The following is a 20,993-nucleotide window of genomic DNA, read 5'->3' on the forward strand; positions in this document are numbered from 1 at the left end:
AGGACTCAGCCCTGATATCCCCCCGACGCCTTCCCCAGGCACCGTCAAAATGATAGCATTATCAAACGCATTGATGTATATCGCAGTACAGCATTGACGAAACCGATGGTCCCCGTAAAACCCTGAAGCATGCCGCCCGCAGGGCCGCCGACGTCTATTTTGCGCTGAATAATGACGAAAAGACCGCCCTCTCCAAAAGGACAACCCCCATGATCAAACGCATCGTTTTCTGCCTGGCCCTCTTCCTTCTTATCTCGTCCGCCCACGCCGACCCCTGGCAGGAGACCCTCACCGAAGCCAGGGGACAAACCGTTTATTTCAACGCCTGGGGGGGGAAGCCAGGAGATCAACACCTATATCCGGTGGGCCGGAGCCGAGGTAAGAAAACGCTACGGCATTCGCCTTGTCCATGTGAAAGTGACCGATATCTCCGATGTGGTGAGCCGCATCCTGGCAGAGAAAATAGCGGAAAAACATCAGGGCGGTTCCGTTGACATGCTTTGGATAAACGGCGAAAACTTCAAGGCCATGAAAGAGGCGGGCCTCCTGTACGGCCCCTTTACCTCAACCCTGCCCAACGACGCCCTCATCGACAGGGACACACTTCAGGTGGACAGCGACTTCACCGTTCCCGTGGAGGGCATGGAAGCCCCCTGGGGAGTGGGGCAACTCAACTTCATCTATGACAAGGACCGCACCCCTGCCCCCCCGACAAGTGCAGCGGCCCTCCTTGCCTACGCCAAGGCCCACCCGGGACGCATCGCCTACCCCATGCCGCCCCAGTTCCACGGATCCTCCTTTCTCAAGCAGGTCCTCCTCGAACTGGCCGACCACCGGGCCCCCCTGTACAAACCCGCCTCCGAGGCCGACGTGCCCCGCATCACCGCCCCCCTGTGGCAATGGCTCGATGCCCTTCACCCCGTTGCCTGGCGCAGGGCAGGGGCCTTCCCCACGGGCAGCTCACAGATGGTCCAGCTCTTAGACGACGGGGAGATCGACCTGGCCATCAGCTTCAACCCCCAGGACGCCCCGGCCAAAGCCAGGCAAGGCCTTCTCCCCACGGGAGCCCGCGCCCTGGTCTTTGACATCGGGGCCCTCACCAACAGCCACTTTCTGGCCATCCCCTACAACAGCAACGCCAAAGCCGCGGCCAAGGTGGTGACCAACTTCCTCCTCTCCCCGGAAGCCCAGGCAAGAAAAGCCGATACCGACATCTGGGGCGACCCCACCGTCCTTTCCCTGACCAAACTGACACCCGCGGAACAGGCCCTCTTCAAAACCGCCCCCGGCCTCCACAAAAGCATTGCCGAACCCCACCCGTCCTGGATGACGGCCATTGAGAAGGAATGGAAAAAGCGCTACGGGCATTGATCATGCCATGGGCAGGAAAAGTATGCCTTCTATGGATAAAGTCCGGTGAACCCCAGAGTCACCGAGGGCTCAGAAAAAAGCAAAGAAAGCCTCCGGCGGCAAGGTGTGCCTCCTTGAAAGCAAATTGCGAATGCGCTTTCCCCTTCGTTCCTCAGGGAAAATCACATTCGCTTTTAAAGCGAAATTCATGCAAAAAGTTTTTTTTCAGGACCTGTTTGTTAAACTTTTTAAAAGTTTAGCCCCCGGCAGGGCCGCCGGAGGCTATCCTCTGACCTGTTGCATTTTTTAAAACGGACCGCGATCATGCTGCGTATTTTCCCAGCCCTTGTTTCGATCTTCTGCCTGGCGCCCCTGATCTTCGGGGTGGCCGGGGTGCTGCTGCCTGCCCTGGGGGCGGGCCCGGCCACAGGATCGCTGCATCCGGTTTCAGGGCCTTTTCGCCTGCTGCTTGCCGAGCCGGGCCTTGGGAAAAGTGTGCTTCTCACCTTGCTGACCGGAGCGGGGGCACCGGTCCTCTCCCTGGCCCTTTCCCTGCTCGTGGTCACCTTCACCCGGGGCAGCCGGTGGTGGGCATGGATCCGGCGGGTGTTGCCCCCGGTCCTGGCCCTGCCCCATGTGGCCTTTGCCATCGGGTTTGCCTTTCTCATCTCACCCAGCGGCTGGCTGGTGCGCCTCGTCTCACCGATTCTTACGGGCTGGAGCCGTCCCCCGGACTGGCAGATCGTCCAGGACCCCTTTGGCCTCACCCTCACCCTGGCCCTGGCCTTCAAGGAGACCCCCTTTCTCATCCTCATGTGCATGGCGGCCCTGTCCCAGATCGATGTGGACCGTCAGCTCCGGCTTGGGCGCAGCTTCGGGTACCCGCCCCACCGGGTATGGGAAAAGCTCCTCATCCCCCAGCTTTACCCCCTGATCCGCCTCCCCTTTTTCGCAGCCATGGCCTACAGCCTCTCGGTGGTGGACATGGCCCTGCTCCTGGGACCCAACAGGCCCCCCACCCTGGCGGTTCAGGTGTTCCACTGGTTTCAGGAGCCGGAACTCGCCCTCATGCCCCGGGCAGCGGCAGGGGCCCTGCTCCTGCTCGGCCTGACCCTAGGGCTCATGGGACTCTGGACAGCCGGTGAGCGCCTCTTCTCGCCCCTGATGAAAAGCCACCAGACCAACGGGCGACGCGGCCGCCCGAGCCATTTTTTTTCCGGGCTCGCCCGGGTTTCCGTTCCGACGGGGTTTGGGGTGACCCTTCTGGTCTTTGCCGGCCTTCTCTTGTGGAGTATTGCGGTACGGTGGCGGTTCCCCGCAGCCTTTCCAGCCCGCATGGCCCTTTCAAACTGGACATCGGAACTCCCCTTTGCCCTGCGGCCCATGGGCTTCTCCCTGGCCATGGCCGCCCTGGTGAGCTTTGTGGCGGTCTGCCTTGTCATCGGCAGCCTGGAACACCAGAACCGCACCCAAAAAGCCCTGCCCCTGACGCTCATTGCCCTGCCCATCCTTCTGCCCCAGCTCCCCATGGTCTTCGGGATCCAGGTGGCGGCCCTTAGGGCGGGCCTGTCCGGCACCCTCGCCCTGGTGATGTGGGGGCACCTTCTCTTCGTCTTTCCCTACACCTGGCTCTGCCTCAACGGGAACTACCTGGCCTTTGACCAGCGCTACATCACGGCAGGGCTCTCCATGGGCCGGTCGCCCCTGGCCTGCTTTCTCAGGATCAAGCTCCCCATGCTCCTGCGGCCCGTCCTCTTCTCCTGGGCCGTGGGCTTTTCCGTCTCCATCGCCCAGTTCCTCCCCACCCGGATGCTCGGGGGCGGACGCATCCCCACCATCACCACCGAGGCCGTTGCCATCGGAAGCGGGGTGGACAGGCGCCTTGCCGCCGTCTACGCCCTGATCCAACTCACCCTGCCGGCCCTGGCCTACGCCACGGCCCTCATTGTTCCACGACTCAAGCGAGGGACCCCATGACCCAGACACTGGCCGTCTCCGGCCTCACCATCGACAACGGCGCCCATCCCCTCTGCAGGGACCTGAGCTTTACCGTGCCCCCCCGGGAAGTGGTCACCCTCATGGGCCCCTCGGGCAGCGGAAAATCCACCATCCTCAACTGGATCTCCGGAGACCTTCCCCCGGCCTTCAAGGCTTCGGGGACCCTCACCCTGGGTGGGCGCTCCCTCAACGGCCTTCCCGTTGAAAAACGGGGCATCGGCATCCTCTTTCAAGACGACCTCCTCTTTCCCCACATGACCGTCCTGGAAAACCTGCTGTTCGCCCTGCCCGGAGGCAAGGCCGGCCCAAGGAGGGCCAAAGCCCTTCAGGTCCTCACCGATCTGGGCCTTGACGACCTGACCCACAGACACCCCGCAGCCCTCTCCGGCGGACAGAAGGCGCGCATCAGCCTCATGCGGACCCTGGTGAGCCGTCCCGACGCCGTGCTGCTGGACGAACCCTTTTCCAAGCTGGACAAACCCTTGAGAAAAAACTTCCGGGCCTTTGTCTTCGACCAGATCACGTCCATGGGAATCCCGGCCCTGCTCGTCACCCACGACGAAGACGATATCCCGACAGGCGGCCGCCTGATCCGACTGGAAAGGCAGGAAAATCGTTAAAAAAAAAGCCTCCGGCGGCCCTGCCGGAGGCTAAACGTTTAAAAAGTTTAATAAACAGGTCTCAAAAACAGATTCGGTTTAACCTGAATCAATAGCGAATGTGATTTTCCCTGAGGAACGAAGGGGAAAGCGCATTCGCAACCTGCTTTCGAGGTGGCACACCTCGTCGCCGGAGGCATTGCTTTTCCCTGAGCCCTCTTGACCCTGTGGTTCATCGGAACTTTAACCATAGAAGGCAGTTTGTTAAGAGCTGAATAGTTACAAAAGAAGGAGATAACATGCTGGATCGATGGAGTGCAGGATGGGTGAAAAGGCCCCTGGAGGGGTTGGCGGCCCCCTTGAAGGCCCGGGGGGTACATGCGGACAGGGTAACGGTGGCGGGGTTTGGTATCGGACTCCTGGCTGTGCCGGCCCTTGCCATGAAATGGTACGGCATCGCCCTTTTGCTCATCCTTGCAAACCGCATCGCAGACGGCATCGACGGAATCCTGGCAAGGGATGCCGGACCCTCAGATGCCGGAGGGTTCCTCGACATTGTCCTGGATTTTATCTTCTACTCAGCCGTGGTGGTGGGGTTTGCCCTGGCAGATCCTGGTCGAAACGCCCTGGCCGCGGCCGTACTCATCTTCTCTTTTGTGGGGACAGGCTCCAGCTTCCTGGGCTTTGCCGCCATGGTGGAAAAGCAGGGACGATCCCCCGAGGTCCCCGCCGCCAAGTCCATCCACTACCTGGAAGGGCTCACCGAAGGGACGGAAACCATTTTATTTTACGTGGCCATCTGTCTCTTTCCGGAGGCCTTTCCGGCCCTGGCCCTTATGTTTGCAGCGGCCTGCGGCATCACCACCGTGACCCGCATCCGGCGGGCTTACCGAGCCCTGGTTTAGAGGCGGTACAAAAAAATGCCTTCTATGGTTAAAGTCTGATGAATCTCAGGGTCAAGAGGGCTCAGGAAAAAACAAAAGCGATCCCTCCGGCGGCGAGGTGTGCCACCTCGAAAGCAGGTTGCGAATGCGTTTTGCCCCTCGTTCCTCGGGTCAAATCACATCCGCCTTTAAAAACTTTATTCAAAAAGAGCCATTAAGACCTGTTTGTTAAACTTTTTAAAAGTTTGGCCCCCGGCAGGGTCGCCGAAGGCATCTTTAACCGGGTTGCCTTCAACGGCTAAGACTATAGCGAAAAATACCTTGCTCAATCACAGCAGATTTCATGTTCGGTCATGGCCCTTGGGCGACGTGCCCATGACTCACGGCATGTCCAGCACTTCCCGCACCTTGGAGGTGAGCCCTTCGATGGTAAAAGGCTTCTGAATAAAGTGGATCCCCTCTTCCAGGACACCATGGTGGGCGATGACGTCGTCGGAGTATCCGGACATATACAGGACCCGGATCCCTGAGTACCGCTCCGACACCCGGGTGTAGAGCTCCCGACCGTTCATGCCCGGCATGACCACATCGGTTAAGAGCAGGTCCACCTCCCCCTTGTGGCCCTCCAGGACGGCAAGGGCCTCTTCCCCGCTTTCGGCATCGTAGACGCGGTACCCCAGACGCGTCAGCACACTCACCGTCATGTTCCGCACCACCTCGTTGTCCTCGGCCACCAGCACCGTTTCATCGCCGGATGCCACCGCCTTCTCCTCCTTCGGCTCGGGCACCACGGCCACGGCCTCCTCTTCCCGGGGAAAGTAGAGAGAAAAAACCGTGCCCTTTCCCTGCCGGGTATCCATGAGCACGGTGCCGCCATGCTGGGTGACGATGCCATACACCGTGGAGAGCCCAAGGCCCGTGCCGCCCTTGCCCTTGGTGGAAAAAAAGGGCTCAAAGGCATGTTCCGCCGTGGCCGCATCCATGCCGAGGCCCGTGTCCCTGACCTCCATCAGCACGTACTTTCCCGGGGACAGCTCCAGGTGGAACCGCGGGGCGCTGGCCTCCTGGACGGCCATGCGCACGCCAATGGAAAGCTTCCCCCCGTCCGGCATGGCGTCCTGGGCATTGACGGTCAGGTTCATCAAGATCTGCTCCACCTGCCCCACGTCGGCACGCACCGGGCATAAGGTCTCTGCAAGGGAAATGGTCAGGGAGATGTCTTCGCGAAGGGTCCGCCTCAAAAGGGGCTGCATCCCGGACACAATCTCCCGCAAGTCCAAGGGGTCCAGCCTCAGGACCTGCTTCCGGCTGAAGGCCAGGAGCTGCCGGACCAGGTTTCGGGAGCGCTCGGCCGCGTTCTTGATCTCAAGGGAGTACCCGTAACACTCCTCCCCGGTGGGGAGTTCGTCCAGAAGCAGCTCCGCGTAGCCCAGGATGGGGGAGAGCATGTTGTTGAAATCATGGGCCACACCGGCTGCGAGACGCCCCACGGATTCGATCTTCTGGACCTGCTGCAACTGGGAGTGGAGCTTTCTCTGCTCGGTCTGGTCGATGAGATAGGCCATGTACATGCCGTCACCTAAGGCCACGGCCTCGATGATGCCGTGGATGGTCCCCCCGTTTTTATGGCGCAGGGGTGTCTCGGAACGGATATGACCCTCCCGCTTGAGTCGCTCGAAATTCGGGGCTTCTTTGCCCGGCGAATCGGCTCCGGCGATGGCATGCACGTTCAGGGCCCTCAGCTCATCACGGCTGTACCCCACCATCCTGCAGGCCGCCTGGTTGGCTTCCACATAGTATCCATCTTCGTTGAAGATAAAGATACCCACCGGCGAATTGTCGATATACGCCCGATACCGTTTCTCACTTGCCCGTACAGCCTCTTCGGCACGCCGTCTCTCCGTGATGTCCCGACCGATGGACTGAAACTCGCGGAGTTCCCCCTCATCGGAGAAAATAGCGCGGTCCGTCCACTCCTGCCAGCCCCTGCGGCCATCCGGGGTAACCACCTCATGCTCGTAGGTATCCATGGGGTTTTCAGGGGTCAGGGAAAGAAAATGATCCTTCACGGCCCCCCGTTCCTTGCGGGGAAGAAAGGCAAAGAAATTGTGCCCAAGCAATTCATCCCGTGCCATGCCGAACATACGGCAGTAGCTCTCATTGACATCCGTCAGCCGCCCGTCGGGTAGAAACCGGCACACCATGGCCGGCATGTCCTCCACCAGGATCCGGTACCTGTGGTTGCTCCAGCGAAGGCTCTCAAGGGCTCTTTTCTGCTGGGTGATGTCGGTGACAAACCCCTCCAGGGCCACCACCACACCGCCGATGCGAATAACGCTTCCCCTCTCCCAGACCCACTTCTCGGTGCCGTCCCGGGCCCGGAGGCGGTACTCCATCTCAAAGGAACCGCTGCCCGAAACGCTGGAGGCAACGGTTTGGCTCACCACGGACCGATCATCCGGGTGAACGAGGTCATTGTAGGCCACCGTCCGGTTCCCGACCATCTCATCCGGGTGGTACCCCGTCAGTTCGCGGGCGCCCTTGCTCACCAGCACCATGGTCCAGTGCGCATCGTACTTGCACCGATAGGCCATGCCGGGCAGGTTTTTAAGCAGAGTATCCATGACGCGGCGCGACTCCCCCAGCCCCGCTTCTGTGGCGGCCCGCTGCAGGTCCCGGTTGATCTCCTCCAGGGCCCGGGAGATCTCCCCTTCGACCTCCTGCACAAGGGACACCTCCTCGTCCACGACGGCCACGTGCCCGGGCAGGGTCACGCTCATCATCCCCAGAAGCTGCCCGCCCCGGGCCAGGCGGGTCACGATCCCCCCCTGTTCCCGGCACGCGCTGTCAAAGGAGCAGTCCGCACAGATTCCACCGGCCTCGGACAGGCAACACCCGGCCTCCGGGGAAAGGAGGTCTCCGCCGCACCGGGGAAGCCATCCGGCTTCAAGCTTCCGGCCCAGGGCCGCAGCCCTCTCCCCCATGCCGGCCTGGGCCCAGATGCGGTTCCTTCCGTCCGGCCCGAACAGGACGATCCAGACCGTTGCATAGCCCCCCGCATCCACCAGGGACCGGCAGACATTCCGAATCAGTGCCTCGGAATTCGTTCCCCCCGAGGCCCCATTCAGGGACCGCCGGACGGCCTGCATCACGCAATGGACATGCCCCAGGCGCCCGCAGGCCCCGCGCAAAGCAACCACGGCACTGCGGTCTCCTCCCTGGGCCGCGATCACCTGTTCGATGGCGTCGATCTCCTGCATCACATGGGTGCTGGAACAGGTAAAAACATCGCGGATTCCCGCAGACTTGTGTTTATTTTGCATCGATAGCAATCCTTAAAAGAGCATGGCCTCGCACAGGGCGGCGGGGCGATGGATACAACTGACCACATCAGACGAAAACACGAAAATTTCGAAGGTAGGAAATGGGGATCCGGTGATATCTCCGCAAAAGGAAGGGAAAAAAGGCGAAACACAGTCCGGAAACCGATGGGTTATTATACTGAAAATCAATGGAGAGGTCAAAAAGGTCTCGGCTCCCGGGACACATTTTCCGCACCCCGGAATCGCCACAGCCGCCGGTCTCACCCCCTAGCGGTAAGCACCGCCACAGACAAGAGGACCAGGGCGGCCCCGGCTATCTGCACCGGGGTGAGGGCCTCCCCGATAAAAACCCAGGAGATGAGCCCTGCAAAAATCGGCTCGGTGGTGGCCGTGATGGAGGCGTTGACCGAGCTGACAGACCGCATCCCCGCCACATAGAGAAGAAAGGGGACCACCGTTCCGATCACCGCCACATAAAGCCCCCAGAAGAGAAAGGCGGGATCGGCGCACTTGCCCACAAAGGCGAAGGGGGCGTCCATGACATTCCAGGTCACCGCGGCCACCAGAAAGGCATGAAAGGTCACCGCCTTAGGGTCGTAGCGCCCCACCAGACCTTCCCCCAGAAGGGTATACACGGCAAAGCTCACGGCCGAGGCCAGGCCGCTGCCGAGCCCCAGCAGGTCCAGCTCCGTAAAATCAAAATCATAGGCACCCGAGACAAAATAACACCCCGCCACCGTAACGGTTATGGCCGCGGCCGAGAGCAATTTAGGCTTTTTTGCCCCAAAGGCCAGGGACCAGAAAAAAATAAAGACCGGCGCCATGTACTGCATGAGAATCGCCACGGCCACATGGACGCGGCTGATGGCAAACAGATAGGTAAACTGCACCATGGCCATGCCGAAAAAGCCAAGGGCCAGGATGCGCGGCAGGTCTCGGGTCTTCACACGAAACAGGGCCGGGCGGGTCATGGCGATCCACAGCCCGATGAGCACCGCAGCCAGGGTGGCCCGCATCTGGACAAGGCCTGCAGGGGTGACTCCCAGGAGAAACAGGTGTTTGGCCGCCGTCCCCGAGGAGGCCCACCCCAGGGCCGCCGCCAGGATCATCAGGGTGCCGCGGGTCTTTTCCGCCGGGGTTACGCCGGGACCGCTCATGTCGTGTGTCGCCATCTGTCACCTTCTCCCTTCATCCCGTCCATCTCAAATCGCATAAAAAACGCCTGTTTTCGCTTAGTACCGCACTCTGGAAATGTCAATTTCTGTTTTGGCGAAAGCCTGTCCCGCCGTATGAGTTTTTGCACAAGCCTTGATTATGGTGTATCATAATTTGATAAGTATTTTCATCCGTGACGCCGTGTCTCCCAACGGGCGGGCTCTTCCAGCCTTTACGCCAACCGCGTCACCGTCCCAACATCACAGATCGGGAGTGATCATGAAGCGTGTCGCTATTTCCCTTGTCGTCATCACCGCATTGTCAACAGCGCTTTACTTTGGAACCAAACAGGTTCAACGCTGGAAAAGCTCATCGGTGCAGGAGGCCGTGGAGCAAGAGCAGGAGCGATGGATGGTTGATGTGGAAACGCTCAAAGGGGAAGTCAAGGACCTGCGGGAAGAGCTTTACAGCGATACCAGCATGGAGACCCACGAACAGAAAGTGAGCGAAGTGCTGGGAACCCCCGAAGGCATTGCCCCTCCCCGGACCGCAGGCAGCAACGGCTGCTCGGATTCGGAAAAGCGCCTCATCGCCTTTTTTGATTACCTCGGGAAGAAATATCCCTCGGACCAAGCCCCCCTGGCACGTTTCCAGAGCGCCATCCAGCGCCTGGCAGCCACCCCGCCGGAGATCGTGGAAAAAGATCTGGACACCCTGGCCCTGTTCCGCAACATCGCCCACCTGTACCGCACCCTGGGTGCCAAGGACCTGGTTGTCTTCAAGCGCATCCTCGAACAGGAACCCGACGCTGTGGAGGCCTTTCTCCCGGACCTTTACACGGTCATGATGGACGGCAGCTGCACCCAGGTGGTCCCAGCCGCAAGCACCCGTGAGGTGGACACCCTGTACGCCACCTACTTCCTCAACACCCTGGCCGGACGAAGCTACCTCCTCCGGCGAGACTCCCGGTACCGGATCCTGGCCACCTACTACGCCGTGCGGGTACTCCATCAGGCAGACCTGTCCGGCACCAACATCTACGGCGTGGATGTCCACTCGATCCTGGAGAGGCTCCAGAGCGACATCGCCCTCTACAAAGGACTGGCCAGACAGAAAGAGTACCTCGCCACCCTTGAGAAGATCAACGTGCACTACCGGAACCGATAGGGCAGCCCCGTAAGCGGAAAGACGCCGCAGCGCTTTCCGGCATGGGTTTGTTGTACGCACCCCCACGCAACCTTCAAGCGGACCTGAGATCATGAGAGAGCTCCTACGATACGAAACCAGGGGGATCCTGGTATCCAAAACCCCCGTCACCCTCTCCGACGGCGTCACCCTTACCCTGTTCGACTTCAAAACCGAGGCGTGGGAGGACAAACCGGTCCTCCTCTTTGTGGCGGGCTGGCTCTCGGCCCTGTCCGGATGGCATGAGGTGCTGGAGGAGATTACCCCCCACTACCGCGTCATCTACATGGAGTCCCGTGAAAAACGCAGCGCCCGCCTGCCGAAAGGGCCCCTGCCCCGGTTCGACATCGACCGGCTGGCAGGCGACATCGGCGAGGTGGCGGCAGAACTTGTTCCGCCGGGTACCCCCCTTTATGTGGCGGGGAGTTCACTGGGCTCCACGGCGTTGATCCGGGCCATGGCCCGGGGGCGTCTCTCACCCAAAGGGGCCTTTCTTATCTCTCCGGTCACCGCGTTTGCCTTCCCCGCCTGGGGAAATTTCATCATCCGGTTTCTCCCCCCTTGCTTTTTCACCGTCATCCGCTACCTCATCGTCTGGTACCTGGTCAACTTCCGGGTGGATAAGAAAAAAGAGCCGGAGCAGGCCCGAAAATACACCCGCACGGTCATGGGCGCCGAACCCATCCGCCTGAAGGCCAACGCAGGTGCCTTAAACGGTTACACCCTCTGGGCCGACCTGCCGAAAGTCAACACCCCCGTGGTGGTCATTGGGGCGGCATCCGACAAATTGCACGGGGTGGAAGAGATCACGAAGATGGCCACGGGCATGCCCCACGCCCGGGTGGAGGTGATGGGGAGCAACAAGGAAACCCACAGCGGGCGCGCCGGGCGTTTCATTGCCGAAGGCATGGCCCCGGGGTTCGAAGAGCCGGCCGAGGCCCGGCATCCGTAGAATGGCACCATAAAAAAAAGGGGGGACTTGTTTAAGTCCCCCCCTTCACGGCATGTCATACTATGTTTAAGGCTGTCGGACAAAACCGCGGTCTCTGTCCCCTGGTTTCAACGGACAACCGGTTCGTTTCCCGACATGTCAAGCCTTCATCACATTCAGGCGTCGTCCTTCTTGTCCCCTTCAATCTTCTCGTTTTCGGTCTCGGACACGGATTTCTTGAAGTTTCGAATGCCTTTTCCGATTCCGGATCCGATCTCGGGGAGTCGGCCGGCACCAAAAATAATGAGAATGATGATGAGGATGATGGTAAGTTCCATCGGACCAAGTCCAAACATCTGTTCCCCCTTCATGCAAAGGTCTGTGTGAGTTTTTATAAGAATCACAGTTGTTCACGCGACCACCGAACATACCACCGGCTTCGGCAGGGTGTCAATCTTTATAACTGAAAAGGGATTCAACACATTATGGCCACATTTACACCCCAGGGCAGGCCCCTTCTCATCGGAAGCCTCCCCCTGTCAGACCACGCCCGGGCAACGGAACTCGTCCTTGCCCACACCCCGGAAATTCCCCTGTGGGCTCAGCTCCCCTCCAACCCCAAAGAGGGAATGGTCGACCAGTTCCTCCCCGGCTTCCCGGGCCTCGTGGAAGATGGTGAAAAAGCATGGATCGACGCCACCTCCGAGGCCTTTCCCGAAGAGATGCTCGCCTTCTACGAAGCCTACCTCACCGTAAGCGAAGGCGGCGGAGACATCGAGGCCTCCCCCTTTGCCATCTCAACAGAGCGCGCCAGAGGATTTTTTGCCCTGACCGACCGGGCCTCGTCCCTTTCCCCCCTGGCCCTCAAAGGCCAGATCACCGGCCCCGTTACCTTCGGCACCGCCGTCAAGGATCAGGAGGACCGGGCCATTTTCTACGACGACCAGCTCCGGGACATCATGGTCAAACACCTCACCATGAACGCCGGCTGGCAGGCCCGCATGCTCGGCAAATCCGGGGCCCTTCCCATTGTCTTTTTTGACGAGCCCGCCCTGGCCGGGTTCGGCACCTCCGCCTACCTCACCATCACCGAAGAGGACGTGATCTCCGCCTTGAATGAAATGGCAGAAGCCGTCCACAAAGAGGGAGGCCTCGCCGGGGTCCATGTCTGCGCCAACACCCAGTGGACACTCCTGTTCGAGGCGGCCATCGACATCATCAGCTTCGACGCCTACAGCTATTTCGACAAGTTCATCCTCTTTGAAGCCCCTTTAAAAGCCTATCTGGACAAGGGCGGCATCATCGCCTGGGGCATCGTCCCCACCGGTGAAAAAGCGGACATTGAAAAAGAGACCGTGGAAAGCCTGTATGAAAAATGGGACGCCCAGATGCGCACCCTGGAAGCCAAAGGCTTTTCCCGAAAAGCCCTCATCGACGCCACCCTCATCACCCCGAGCTGCGGTACCGGCTCCCTCTCCCTGGAGTTGGCCGAAAAGGTCCTTGCCTTGACCAAGGGGCTCTCCGAAAAGGTACGGGCCCAGGTATAAGGGCATGGAGGACCCGGTGTGGCCGTTGCCCGAACACCGCAACCCCTGTTCACCGGGTCCCTTTCCCCTTCCCCCTTGACGGCGGCCTTCTTTTGACGGCCGTATAAAATCCTTCCCAAAAAGACAAAATCTCCTTTATAATGGGCGTTTGATGTCCTTTGGGAGAAAAACGGCTGACGTGGATCTGCGATTCCTCGGAGGACACGCAGCCATCACCAGACAAACGACCGCCGCTTCACTTCGGAAGCGACGTCACGATACAGGCACATTTCGGGGCCCAGGTTTCACGGCAGGTACAGGGCATGCCCCCGGAGGCAAAACATCGCTCCGCTGATGCCATGGCACATGACCCCACAAAACATTGATTGGAGGCACCGCCGCCCCAGGCGGTCCCCCCCAGAAAAGGAATCCCCCATGTCCTCTACCGAAAACGCCGCCGTGTTCACCGGTGCCAAAAAGTACGTCCTGGATGACGAACTGGCCAAAATCGTCAACATCTCCATGGCCCTTGAGATGCCTCTCCTCCTCAAGGGGGAACCCGGCACCGGAAAAACCATGCTGGCCCACGCCATCAGCGAAAGCCTGCGCATGCCGCTGATCACCTTGAACGTCAAGTCCAGCATGAAGCTGGTGGAAGCCCTCTACCAGTACGACACCCTGACGCGCTTAAACGACAGCCGCTTCGGCGACTCCACCCGCAACGTTTCGGACATCGAAGAGTACATCGCCATGGGCAAGATCGGCCAGGCCTTCACCGCCGACAAGCGCGTGGTGCTCCTCATCGACGAGATCGACAAGGCCGACACCGATTTCCAGGACGACATGCTCGATGTCCTGGACCAGATGCAGTTCGATATCATGGAGATCGACAAAACCGTCTCGGCCAAAACCCGCCCCGTCATCCTTATCACCTCCAACTCCAAGAAGGACCTCTCCGACCCCTTTTTGGGACGCTGCAACTTCCACCACATCGCCTTCCCCGACCCCAAGGTGATGCGCCGCATCATCCGCGTCCACTTCCCGGAGATCAGCGACGACCTGGTGGAAAACGCCACCACCACCTTCTACAAGCTCCGGGAATTAGACGGCATCGAGAAAAAGCCGGCCACCCGGGAGCTCATCAACTGGATCCGTGCCCTCCAGGCCGACCCGGACTTCAAGGTCAAGCAGCTGGCCAAAGGGGATATCCCCTTCCTCGGCGTGCTCTTCAAAAAAAGCCCGGACTACAGCCGCGCCGCCAATCAGGTGACGCGTCGGCGGATTTTTTAGAAAAATGACATGAACACCCCCTGATGAATTCGCAGCAGCGCTTTTCCCCGAGGAACGAGGGGAAAAGCGCTGCTGCAACCGGAACGTTTTTGCGGAGCTTTTTTCAAAAAGCGACCCGCCGGAGGCACACTCACCATGTTCATCGACTTTTTTTACAAACTCAAGGAGATCGGGGTTCCGGTGAGCCCCACCTCCTTTTTACGACTTCAAAAGGCTCTCTCGTCGGGGCTGGTGAACTCCGTGGACGACTTTTATACGGCCGCGCGCACCATCCTCATCAAGAGCGAGCGCTACTTTGATATCTACGACCAGGTCTTTGCCTGGTATTTCAAGGGAGTGGAGATCCCGGACGACGAGGCCCTGGAGCTTGATGAGGTGGCCCGAGCCATGCTCGACGAATGGCTCCAGAACCCCAAAGAGATGGCCGAAGCCCTGGGAATGGACGAAAACGAACTCTCCAAATACACCCCGGAAGAGCTCATCGAGTATTTCAAAAAACGCCTTGAGGACCAGAAGGAACGCCACGACGGCGGCAACAAATGGATCGGCACGGGGGGCTACTCCCCGGTGGGCCACTCCGGCCACCACCCCGGCGGCATGCGCGTGGGCGGTCAGTCGCGGAGCAAAAGCGCGGTGAAGGTGGCGGGCGAGCGCCGCTACAAGGACTACTCCGGCTACGGGCCCCTCACCCAGGCCCACATCGGCGAAGCCCTGAAGCGCCTGCGAAACCTCACCCCGGCAGGCCCCAAAGACAAGATCAACGTCGACAAAAGCATCTACCAGACCATCAAAAACGGGGGTGAGATCGAGCTCATCTTCGACCAGAGCTTAAGGGATCGCCTCAAGGTGGTCCTCATGATCGACAACGGCGGCTGGTCCATGGAGCCGTACGTCAATGTGGTCCAGACCCTTTTTGACTACTCCAGGGCCCAGTTCAAGGACCTGAAAACGTATTTCTTCCACAACACCATCTACGACACCGTCTGGCTCGATGCCAGCCGGTACCGCAAACCCAAACCCATCGATGACTTTGCAAAGATCGACCCGGATACCCGGCTCATCATCCTGGGGGACGCCTCCATGGCGCCCTATGAGCTCCTCTCCAGAGACGGCTCCATCTATGTCCAGGACCGAAGCGGAAAGCCCAGCATCGAACGGCTGAGGTTCCTCTCAGAGACCTTTCACCACTGCGTCTGGCTCAACCCCGTCCAGGCGCACATGTGGGGCTACACCCGCACCATCCAGGCCATCGGCCAGATCTTTCCCATGTTCGAGCTCTCCCTGGACGGTCTCGAAGCCGCCGTCACCCACCTGATGGAAAAATAGAGGAAAGCCATGCCTTCTATGGTTAAAGTCGGATAAACCACAGGGTCAAAAGGGATAAGGAAAAACCAAAAGCGATGCCTCCGGCGGCGAGGTGTGCCACCTCGAAAGCACGTTGCGAATGCGCTTTCCCCTTCGTTCCTCAGGGAAAATCACATTCGCTATTGATTCAGATTAAACTGAGTCTGTTCTTAAAGCTTGTTTATTAAACTTTTAGTAACTATTCAGCTTGCCTCCGGCGGGTCGCTTTTTTGGAAAAAAGCTCCGCAAAAAACGTTTCGAATGTGAAAAAGTGAAAATTATTTCGGCGGAGCCTGGAAAGGCTTACTTAAGACCTGTTTGTCAAACTTTTTAAAAGTTTGGCCCCCGGCAGGGCCGCCGGAGGCATGCGTCTTATCGATGCTTGGTCACACCGATTCTCGGGCAGAGATCGGCCACGGGGCAGGTGGAGCAAAAGGGGGAAATGGGGCGGCAGAGGACCTGACCGAAGGAGACAAGGATCTCGTTGTAGATAACCCAGTACTCCCTGGGGAGTTTTTTTCGAAGGGCCATTTCGGTCTGGTCCGCGTTTTTGGTCTTCACGTAGCCGATGCGGTTGCTGATGCGGTGGACGTGGGTGTCCACGCAGATGGCCTCCATCTGGTAGCCTTCCACCAGAACGAGGTTGGCGGTTTTGCGGCCCACGCCCGGCAGGGTGAGGAGTTCGTCGATGTCGTTGGGCACCACGCCGTTGTATTTTTCCAGGATCAGGACGGAGATCTCCATGATCCGTTTGGATTTGGTGGGGTAAAAACCCACGGGGTAAATCAGCTTTGCGGTTTCGGCCTCGCCCAGGGCCAGAAGAGCCTCGGGGGTGTTGGCCACGGCAAAGAGGCGCCGGGCGGCAGGGGCCGTCACCTCGTCTTTGGTGCGCAGGGACAACAGGGTGGCAATAAGCACCTCAAAGGGGGTGGCGCCAATGCCCGCCATAAAGGTAATCACCGGTGCATCCCACGCCTTGTAGGCGTCTTTCAAGCGATCCACAAATTTCCTGATATCCACAGCCATAGGTGTCCTTCTTGTCTCTGTTCGGTTGAGTACCTCTCCGGTGACAACATCCGGTCACCCTGCAACATCCCTTTAAAAATCACAGTAATTTGACCTGAGTCAAGGCCATTGTTTCCCGGGTCGGTATGATGGGCCTTCGTCCTATCAACGGACCGTTTCCGGCAACGCACCGGAACGGTCCCCAGACCAAGGGAGAGATCATGGCAGGAATCACGCCGAGTTTCATCAACGAGGTCACGCGCCGCTCCGGCACCATGCCCACCCGCTGCTACAACTGCAGCACCTGCACCAGCGGCTGCCAGTTTGCCCACCTCATGGACCGAAAACCCCATGAGATCATCCGGCTTGTACAGCTTGGCCTGAAAGAGGAGGCCCTTTCCGCCTCCGGCCCCTGGGTCTGCGTGGGCTGCAACACCTGCAGCATGGAATGCCCCAACAGCATCGACATCCCCGCGGTCATGGACACCATGCGGGAGATGGCCATCGCCCGGGGCAAGGTCCCCGATGAGGCGATCTACCATTTCCACCGGGAGATCCTGGGCTCCATCAAGCGCCACGGGCGCACACACAAGCTGGAGATCATGATGCGCTACAAAATGGCCACCCGGGATTTTTTCAGCGACGTGGACTTAGGCGTCCGAATGCTCTCCCGGCGAAAGCTTCACATCCTGCCCTCGCGGATCAAGGCCCTGGGGGATATCCGAAACCTTTTCAGAAAAGCGGGATAATGCCATGAAATGCGAGACACGCCCCATGGAAGTCACCTGGTTCCCCGGCTGCTCCATGAAGACATCGGCCATAGAAAACCATGAATCCTTCAAGATATTCTGCGAGGCCATCGGCATCCGCCTCGTGGAGCTCCCCGACTGGAACTGCTGCGGCAGCTCTTCGGCCCACAGCATCGACCGGGACCTGGCCTTTGACCTGGTGGCCCGAAACCTGGCCCTGGCCCCGTCCGGGAGGCCCATCCTCACGGCCTGCCCCAGCTGCACCCTCCGCTTCAAGGAGGCCCACCACCACCTCATGGAGAACCCGGATGCCCGCAGCCGGTTCCATGGGAAATGGGGGGTCCCCTTTGACGAATCCAAACAGGTCATGCACTTCTTCGAGCTCATTGACGGCCTGGATATTTCAGCCTTTGCCCAGGGAAAAAAGCCCCTTTCAGGCCTCACCTATGCCCCGTATTACGGCTGCATGCTGGCCCGACCGCCGCAGCTCAGGCGCCAGAAAAATTTCCACGGCCTCATGGAAAAGATCCTCGGGACCTTAGGGGCCAGGGCCGTGACCTGGCAGGGCCAGAACAGGTGCTGCGGCACGTTTCTCTCCGTGGCACGGCCCGATGCCGTCACCGAGGTGGTCAACGGCATTGTCCAAAGCGGCATCCAGTCCGGGGCCGAATGCCTCATCACGGCCTGCGCCATGTGCCAGCTCAACCTGGAGATCCGCTGCAACCTGGGGCGAAGGCTGCCGGTGCTCCACTTCTCGGAGATCCTGACCCTGGCCCTGGGCAGGGGGAAAGACACAGACCGGTGGTTCAAGAAGCACCTGGTGGACCCGCGGCCCCTGCTGGATGCCAAGGGCCTGATTTAACACCCGGCCCGCGCCAAGGCGCGGCGCCGCTCACTTTTTTCATCAGCCCCCTTGATTCAAGCGTCTATACCATAGTATGGATGTTCCACGTATGAAACATTGGTCACCACCAGACGCGGAGGGTTCAGATGATGGCAGTCCAGCACCACGACGAGTCCCGGATCTTTCTGGAACGTGAACAGCACCTTGCCCGGATGATTCGTCGGCGGATCCCCCGTTACGAAAACAAAGTGGCCTTAAAAGACCGGGCCGACGGCCCCTGGATCAGTATCACCTGGAAAGAGATGGGAGAGACGGCAGATGCCCTGGCCAGGTCCCTTCTGGCATGCGGTATCGGCCCCGGGGATCGTGTGGGCATCTTTTCACAGAACCGCTCCGCCTGGACCCTGGCCGATCTGGCCATCCTCTCCATTCGCGGGGTCACCGTCCCTGTGTATGCCTCAAACTCCGCCGACGAAACCGCCTACATTGTAAAGGACGCCGGGATTACGCTCCTTTTTGTCAACGACCAGGAGCAATACGATAAAGCCATTTCCATGGCATGTCCCGGGAGCCCCTTAAAGACGGTGGTGGCCTTTTCCCCCAAGGTTCGGCTGAGCCCGGAGGTCGAAAGCTATTGCCTGGACGCCTTTCTCTCCCTCGGCATCAAGCAGGGGCTCAAGCGTGCCCTTGACCACCATCTCTCCGAGGCAAAGGGAAGCGATCTCTACACCATCATCTACACCTCCGGTACCACCGGCACCCCCAAGGGGTCCATGCACACCCACGAGAGTATCCTCACCGGGCTTTACAGCACCGGCCACCCGTCGCCAATGACAGAAAAGGATGTCTCCCTGAGCCTGCTGCCCCTGAGCCACGTCTTTGAACGAAGCTGGACCTGGTTTGTCCTCTGCCGGGGCGCTAAAAATGTCTATTGCCACGACCCCGACGAAGCCCGGTCTTTTCTGGCCGAGGTCAAACCCCACTACATGGTCAGCGCCCCCCGGCTCTGGGAAAAAGTCTACACCACCGTCATGGAAAAACGGCACCGGGCATCCCCTGTTCGAAAGGCCCTCTTTCGGTGGGCCCTTGGCATTGGCGGCAGGCGAAACCACCTGAAGAACAGCGGCCACTCCGTGGGACTGGCCCTGAAAATCAAATACGTCCTGGCAGGTTTTCTGGGATTGGGAAAAATCCGGGCCATAGCCGGGGGACGGGCACGGTTTCACCATGTGGGGGGGCTCCCCTGAATCCGGACATTGCTGATTTTTTCATCAGCGCGGGCATTCCCATCGGCCTTGGCTACGGCCTCACCGAGGTCTTTCCCCTCTGCGTTCGAAGCCCCGGGGACACCGCCCTTGAAACCAGCGGAAAACCCATCCCCCTGATGGAACTTCGCACGGGGGACAACGGAGAGATCCAGACCCGGGGGCCCTGCGTGATGCAGGGATACTGGAACAGGCCCGAGGAGACCACCAGGGTCTTTACGCCGGACGGGTGGTTCAAGACCGGCGACGTGGGGTGCATCACCCCGGCAGGCCATGTCTGCATCACGGACCGGCTCAAGGAGCTCATCATCACCTCAGGGGGCAAGAGTATTGCCCCCCAGACCATCGAATCCGCCATCAAAGAGGACATCTATGTGGAGCAGGCCGTGGCCGTCGGGGACGGCAAGCCGTACGTCTCCGCCCTGGTGATCCCGTCGTTTCCCATCCTGGAATCCCTGGCCGAGGTGATGGAACTCTCCTGGGAAGACAGAGAATCCCTGGTAAACCACCCGGAGATCGTCAGCTTCTATAAATACCGCATCGACCAGTACACCCAGCGCCTGGGCCGCGTGAAAAAAATCAAACGCTTCACCCTGCTCCCGGTGGAGCTGACCCAGGGGGCCGGAGAGCTCACCCCCACCATGAAGGTAAAACGCCGCGTGATCAATGAGCGCTACGCCCGGGTCATTGAAGCGATGTATGCCTGATGGCTGGAAACAACACGGCCCCCACAGCCTGTACCAGGGCCATGGGGGCCGTAAAAAACGGGTTCGCCCAAAGACGATATCACACCAGCCGGTGGTTTCAGGGGGTGCTTCCGGTGAGAAGCAGATATATAAACACAGCCAGCACGGCCACGGCAAACACCCCGGCAACCATCCACACGGTGCTCTTCTCCCTGCCGGGCCCCTCATGGGCTTCGCGCTTCTTTTTCTTTCTGTATTCAGATAATTTCACAACTTTTTTCATCGCCCGATGATCCTTCCACGAAACATGAATTAGCCACAACCCCTGCCGTAGCGGCCCTTCCGGGCCGTAGTACGATGTCCCGAAAACATCCGTGGCCCTTTTCATCACACCGCGTGACGCCGACCACCAACTGTCTCTTTCTCATAGTGATGTACAAGGAATGGCGTTTTTTTTCCAGTCCCTCGTATTTGTATACGGTCTCCCTTTGCCCTTCGGCCCCCTTCCGGACCGCCCGAAGGCTCAGCCCTGAAAACGGCCCCGCTGTATCCTTTTGAACCACCCTGCTGTATCCATGGATACTTTTTATCCCAGCCGGTCCCTGGCCCCCTGCCCGCGCCTTCCCAGACCCTTCGAATCAATAGGACATTATATTCAATAGTTATTACTTAAATAAAAAACCTGGCATCGTTCATGCAATACCTCTCACACGAAACGGAGCACCGGCAGAAGACTCACCCCCCCTCGATTCTTCTGCCAGCAAAACCACCGGAGCCCCGTTCAAGTCACACCGCTATGGGCGGGGCTCCGGTTATTTTATCGTACCTGACACATTGAAAAACGACATCCCACCTGCGG

General features: G+C 59.5%; 19 protein-coding genes. 13 read left to right on the forward strand and 6 right to left on the reverse strand.

Annotation, left to right across the window (positions count from 1 at the left end; translation table 11 throughout):
* Positions 1-44: 44 nt before the first annotated feature.
* Positions 45-266 (reverse strand): hypothetical protein, encoded by a 222-nt coding sequence (locus BLQ12_RS27335; RefSeq protein WP_175469518.1) that lies wholly within the window; start codon positions 264-266, stop codon positions 45-47.
* A 49-nt stretch (positions 267-315) separates the two neighbouring features.
* Here BLQ12_RS27335 and BLQ12_RS06620 point away from each other — a divergent pair, with 49 nt between their 5' ends.
* The 4 genes from BLQ12_RS06620 to BLQ12_RS06635 all read left to right on the forward strand — a co-directional run bounded on the left by BLQ12_RS06620 (position 316) and on the right by BLQ12_RS06635 (position 4,852).
* A complete protein-coding gene (locus BLQ12_RS06620) occupies positions 316-1,371 on the forward strand; it encodes an ABC transporter substrate-binding protein (protein WP_217640250.1) in 1,056 nt (351 codons plus the stop codon).
* 303 nt (positions 1,372-1,674) lie between these two features.
* A complete protein-coding gene (locus BLQ12_RS06625; protein WP_092209506.1) occupies positions 1,675-3,327 on the forward strand; it encodes an ABC transporter permease in 1,653 nt (550 codons plus the stop codon).
* Positions 3,324-3,968, forward strand: a complete 645-nt coding sequence (locus tag BLQ12_RS06630) for an ATP-binding cassette domain-containing protein (protein ID WP_092209507.1) — start codon at positions 3,324-3,326, stop codon at positions 3,966-3,968. The genes BLQ12_RS06625 and BLQ12_RS06630 overlap by 4 nt, the downstream gene beginning before the upstream one ends.
* 278 nt (positions 3,969-4,246) lie before the next feature.
* Positions 4,247-4,852, forward strand: coding sequence for a CDP-alcohol phosphatidyltransferase family protein (locus tag BLQ12_RS06635; RefSeq protein WP_092209509.1), 606 nt, complete (start codon positions 4,247-4,249; stop codon positions 4,850-4,852).
* Positions 4,853-5,211: 359 nt separating this feature from the next.
* On the opposite strand, the gene BLQ12_RS06640 is transcribed toward BLQ12_RS06635, so the two are convergent.
* Both BLQ12_RS06640 and BLQ12_RS06645 read right to left on the reverse strand, forming a co-directional pair.
* Complete coding sequence (locus BLQ12_RS06640) at positions 5,212-8,154, reverse strand: PAS domain S-box protein (protein ID WP_092209511.1); 2,943 nt, start codon at positions 8,152-8,154, stop codon at positions 5,212-5,214.
* A 260-nt stretch (positions 8,155-8,414) separates the two neighbouring features.
* Positions 8,415-9,326 carry an EamA family transporter gene (locus BLQ12_RS06645; protein ID WP_092209513.1) on the reverse strand — a complete coding sequence of 304 codons (912 nt, stop codon included), beginning with the start codon at positions 9,324-9,326 and terminating at the stop codon, positions 8,415-8,417.
* A 262-nt stretch (positions 9,327-9,588) separates the two neighbouring features.
* On the opposite strand from BLQ12_RS06645, the gene BLQ12_RS06650 reads away from it, so the two are divergent.
* Together BLQ12_RS06650 and BLQ12_RS06655 are read left to right on the forward strand one after the other, a co-directional pair.
* Entirely contained in the window at positions 9,589-10,476 is an 888-nt protein-coding gene (locus BLQ12_RS06650) for a hypothetical protein (protein WP_139163879.1), read from the forward strand.
* A 91-nt stretch (positions 10,477-10,567) separates the two neighbouring features.
* Positions 10,568-11,446, forward strand: coding sequence for an alpha/beta fold hydrolase (locus BLQ12_RS06655; RefSeq protein WP_092209517.1), 879 nt, complete (start codon positions 10,568-10,570; stop codon positions 11,444-11,446).
* A gap of 155 nt (positions 11,447-11,601) precedes the next feature.
* On the opposite strand, the gene tatA is transcribed toward BLQ12_RS06655, so the two are convergent.
* Complete coding sequence (tatA, locus tag BLQ12_RS06660; RefSeq protein ID WP_496559519.1) at positions 11,602-11,796, reverse strand: twin-arginine translocase TatA/TatE family subunit; 195 nt, start codon at positions 11,794-11,796, stop codon at positions 11,602-11,604.
* Positions 11,797-11,910: 114 nt separating this feature from the next.
* On the opposite strand from tatA, the gene BLQ12_RS06665 reads away from it, so the two are divergent.
* The 3 genes from BLQ12_RS06665 to BLQ12_RS06675 all read left to right on the forward strand — a co-directional run bounded on the left by BLQ12_RS06665 (position 11,911) and on the right by BLQ12_RS06675 (position 15,567).
* Complete coding sequence (locus tag BLQ12_RS06665; RefSeq protein ID WP_092209521.1) at positions 11,911-12,972, forward strand: uroporphyrinogen decarboxylase/cobalamine-independent methonine synthase family protein; 1,062 nt, start codon at positions 11,911-11,913, stop codon at positions 12,970-12,972.
* A 414-nt stretch (positions 12,973-13,386) separates the two neighbouring features.
* Positions 13,387-14,241, forward strand: a complete 855-nt coding sequence (locus tag BLQ12_RS06670) for an AAA family ATPase (protein ID WP_092209523.1) — start codon at positions 13,387-13,389, stop codon at positions 14,239-14,241.
* 135 nt (positions 14,242-14,376) lie between these two features.
* A complete protein-coding gene (locus BLQ12_RS06675) occupies positions 14,377-15,567 on the forward strand; it encodes a vWA domain-containing protein (protein ID WP_092209525.1) in 1,191 nt (396 codons plus the stop codon).
* Between the two features lie 390 nt (positions 15,568-15,957).
* On the opposite strand, the gene BLQ12_RS06680 is transcribed toward BLQ12_RS06675, so the two are convergent.
* The gene (locus tag BLQ12_RS06680; RefSeq protein WP_092209527.1) at positions 15,958-16,611 is read right to left on the reverse strand and encodes an endonuclease III domain-containing protein; all 654 of its coding nucleotides are present in this window, start codon (positions 16,609-16,611) and stop codon (positions 15,958-15,960) included.
* A gap of 200 nt (positions 16,612-16,811) precedes the next feature.
* Between BLQ12_RS06680 and BLQ12_RS06685 the strand changes: the two genes are divergently transcribed.
* The 4 genes from BLQ12_RS06685 to BLQ12_RS27340 all read left to right on the forward strand — a co-directional run bounded on the left by BLQ12_RS06685 (position 16,812) and on the right by BLQ12_RS27340 (position 20,155).
* A complete protein-coding gene (locus BLQ12_RS06685; protein WP_175469552.1) occupies positions 16,812-17,339 on the forward strand; it encodes a 4Fe-4S dicluster domain-containing protein in 528 nt (175 codons plus the stop codon).
* A gap of 4 nt (positions 17,340-17,343) precedes the next feature.
* Positions 17,344-18,201 (forward strand): CoB--CoM heterodisulfide reductase iron-sulfur subunit B family protein, encoded by an 858-nt coding sequence (locus BLQ12_RS06690; protein WP_092209531.1) that lies wholly within the window; start codon positions 17,344-17,346, stop codon positions 18,199-18,201.
* Between the two features lie 128 nt (positions 18,202-18,329).
* The gene (locus BLQ12_RS06695) at positions 18,330-19,430 is read left to right on the forward strand and encodes an AMP-binding protein (protein ID WP_092209533.1); all 1,101 of its coding nucleotides are present in this window, start codon (positions 18,330-18,332) and stop codon (positions 19,428-19,430) included.
* A gap of 41 nt (positions 19,431-19,471) precedes the next feature.
* Complete coding sequence (locus BLQ12_RS27340; protein ID WP_254782015.1) at positions 19,472-20,155, forward strand: AMP-binding protein; 684 nt, start codon at positions 19,472-19,474, stop codon at positions 20,153-20,155.
* A gap of 97 nt (positions 20,156-20,252) precedes the next feature.
* On the opposite strand, the gene BLQ12_RS27345 is transcribed toward BLQ12_RS27340, so the two are convergent.
* On the reverse strand, positions 20,253-20,417 hold the full coding sequence (locus BLQ12_RS27345; RefSeq protein WP_175469553.1) for a hypothetical protein: 165 nt from the start codon (positions 20,415-20,417) through the stop codon (positions 20,253-20,255).
* Positions 20,418-20,993: the final 576 nt, after the last annotated feature.

This window comes from Desulfoluna spongiiphila (assembly GCF_900101345.1).
In the GTDB taxonomy this organism is placed as follows: Bacteria; Desulfobacterota; Desulfobacteria; order Desulfobacterales; family Desulfolunaceae; genus Desulfoluna; species Desulfoluna spongiiphila.

Coding starts and splice junctions, on each gene's coding strand:
- BLQ12_RS06625 (WP_092209506.1), top strand. CDS start 1,675: ATGCTGCGTATTTTCCCAGCCCTTGTTTCGATCTTCTGCCTGGCGCCC.
- BLQ12_RS06630 (WP_092209507.1), top strand. CDS start 3,324: ATGACCCAGACACTGGCCGTCTCCGGCCTCACCATCGACAACGGCGCC.
- BLQ12_RS06635 (WP_092209509.1), top strand. CDS start 4,247: ATGCTGGATCGATGGAGTGCAGGATGGGTGAAAAGGCCCCTGGAGGGG.
- BLQ12_RS06640 (WP_092209511.1), bottom strand. CDS start 8,154: ATGCAAAATAAACACAAGTCTGCGGGAATCCGCGATGTTTTTACCTGT.
- BLQ12_RS06645 (WP_092209513.1), bottom strand. CDS start 9,326: ATGGCGACACACGACATGAGCGGTCCCGGCGTAACCCCGGCGGAAAAG.
- BLQ12_RS06650 (WP_139163879.1), top strand. CDS start 9,589: ATGAAGCGTGTCGCTATTTCCCTTGTCGTCATCACCGCATTGTCAACA.
- BLQ12_RS06655 (WP_092209517.1), top strand. CDS start 10,568: ATGAGAGAGCTCCTACGATACGAAACCAGGGGGATCCTGGTATCCAAA.
- tatA (WP_496559519.1), bottom strand. CDS start 11,796: ATGAAGGGGGAACAGATGTTTGGACTTGGTCCGATGGAACTTACCATC.
- BLQ12_RS06665 (WP_092209521.1), top strand. CDS start 11,911: ATGGCCACATTTACACCCCAGGGCAGGCCCCTTCTCATCGGAAGCCTC.
- BLQ12_RS06670 (WP_092209523.1), top strand. CDS start 13,387: ATGTCCTCTACCGAAAACGCCGCCGTGTTCACCGGTGCCAAAAAGTAC.
- BLQ12_RS06675 (WP_092209525.1), top strand. CDS start 14,377: ATGTTCATCGACTTTTTTTACAAACTCAAGGAGATCGGGGTTCCGGTG.
- BLQ12_RS06680 (WP_092209527.1), bottom strand. CDS start 16,611: ATGGCTGTGGATATCAGGAAATTTGTGGATCGCTTGAAAGACGCCTAC.
- BLQ12_RS06685 (WP_175469552.1), top strand. CDS start 16,812: ATGGCAGGAATCACGCCGAGTTTCATCAACGAGGTCACGCGCCGCTCC.
- BLQ12_RS06690 (WP_092209531.1), top strand. CDS start 17,344: ATGAAATGCGAGACACGCCCCATGGAAGTCACCTGGTTCCCCGGCTGC.
- BLQ12_RS06695 (WP_092209533.1), top strand. CDS start 18,330: ATGATGGCAGTCCAGCACCACGACGAGTCCCGGATCTTTCTGGAACGT.
- BLQ12_RS27345 (WP_175469553.1), bottom strand. CDS start 20,417: ATGAAAAAAGTTGTGAAATTATCTGAATACAGAAAGAAAAAGAAGCGC.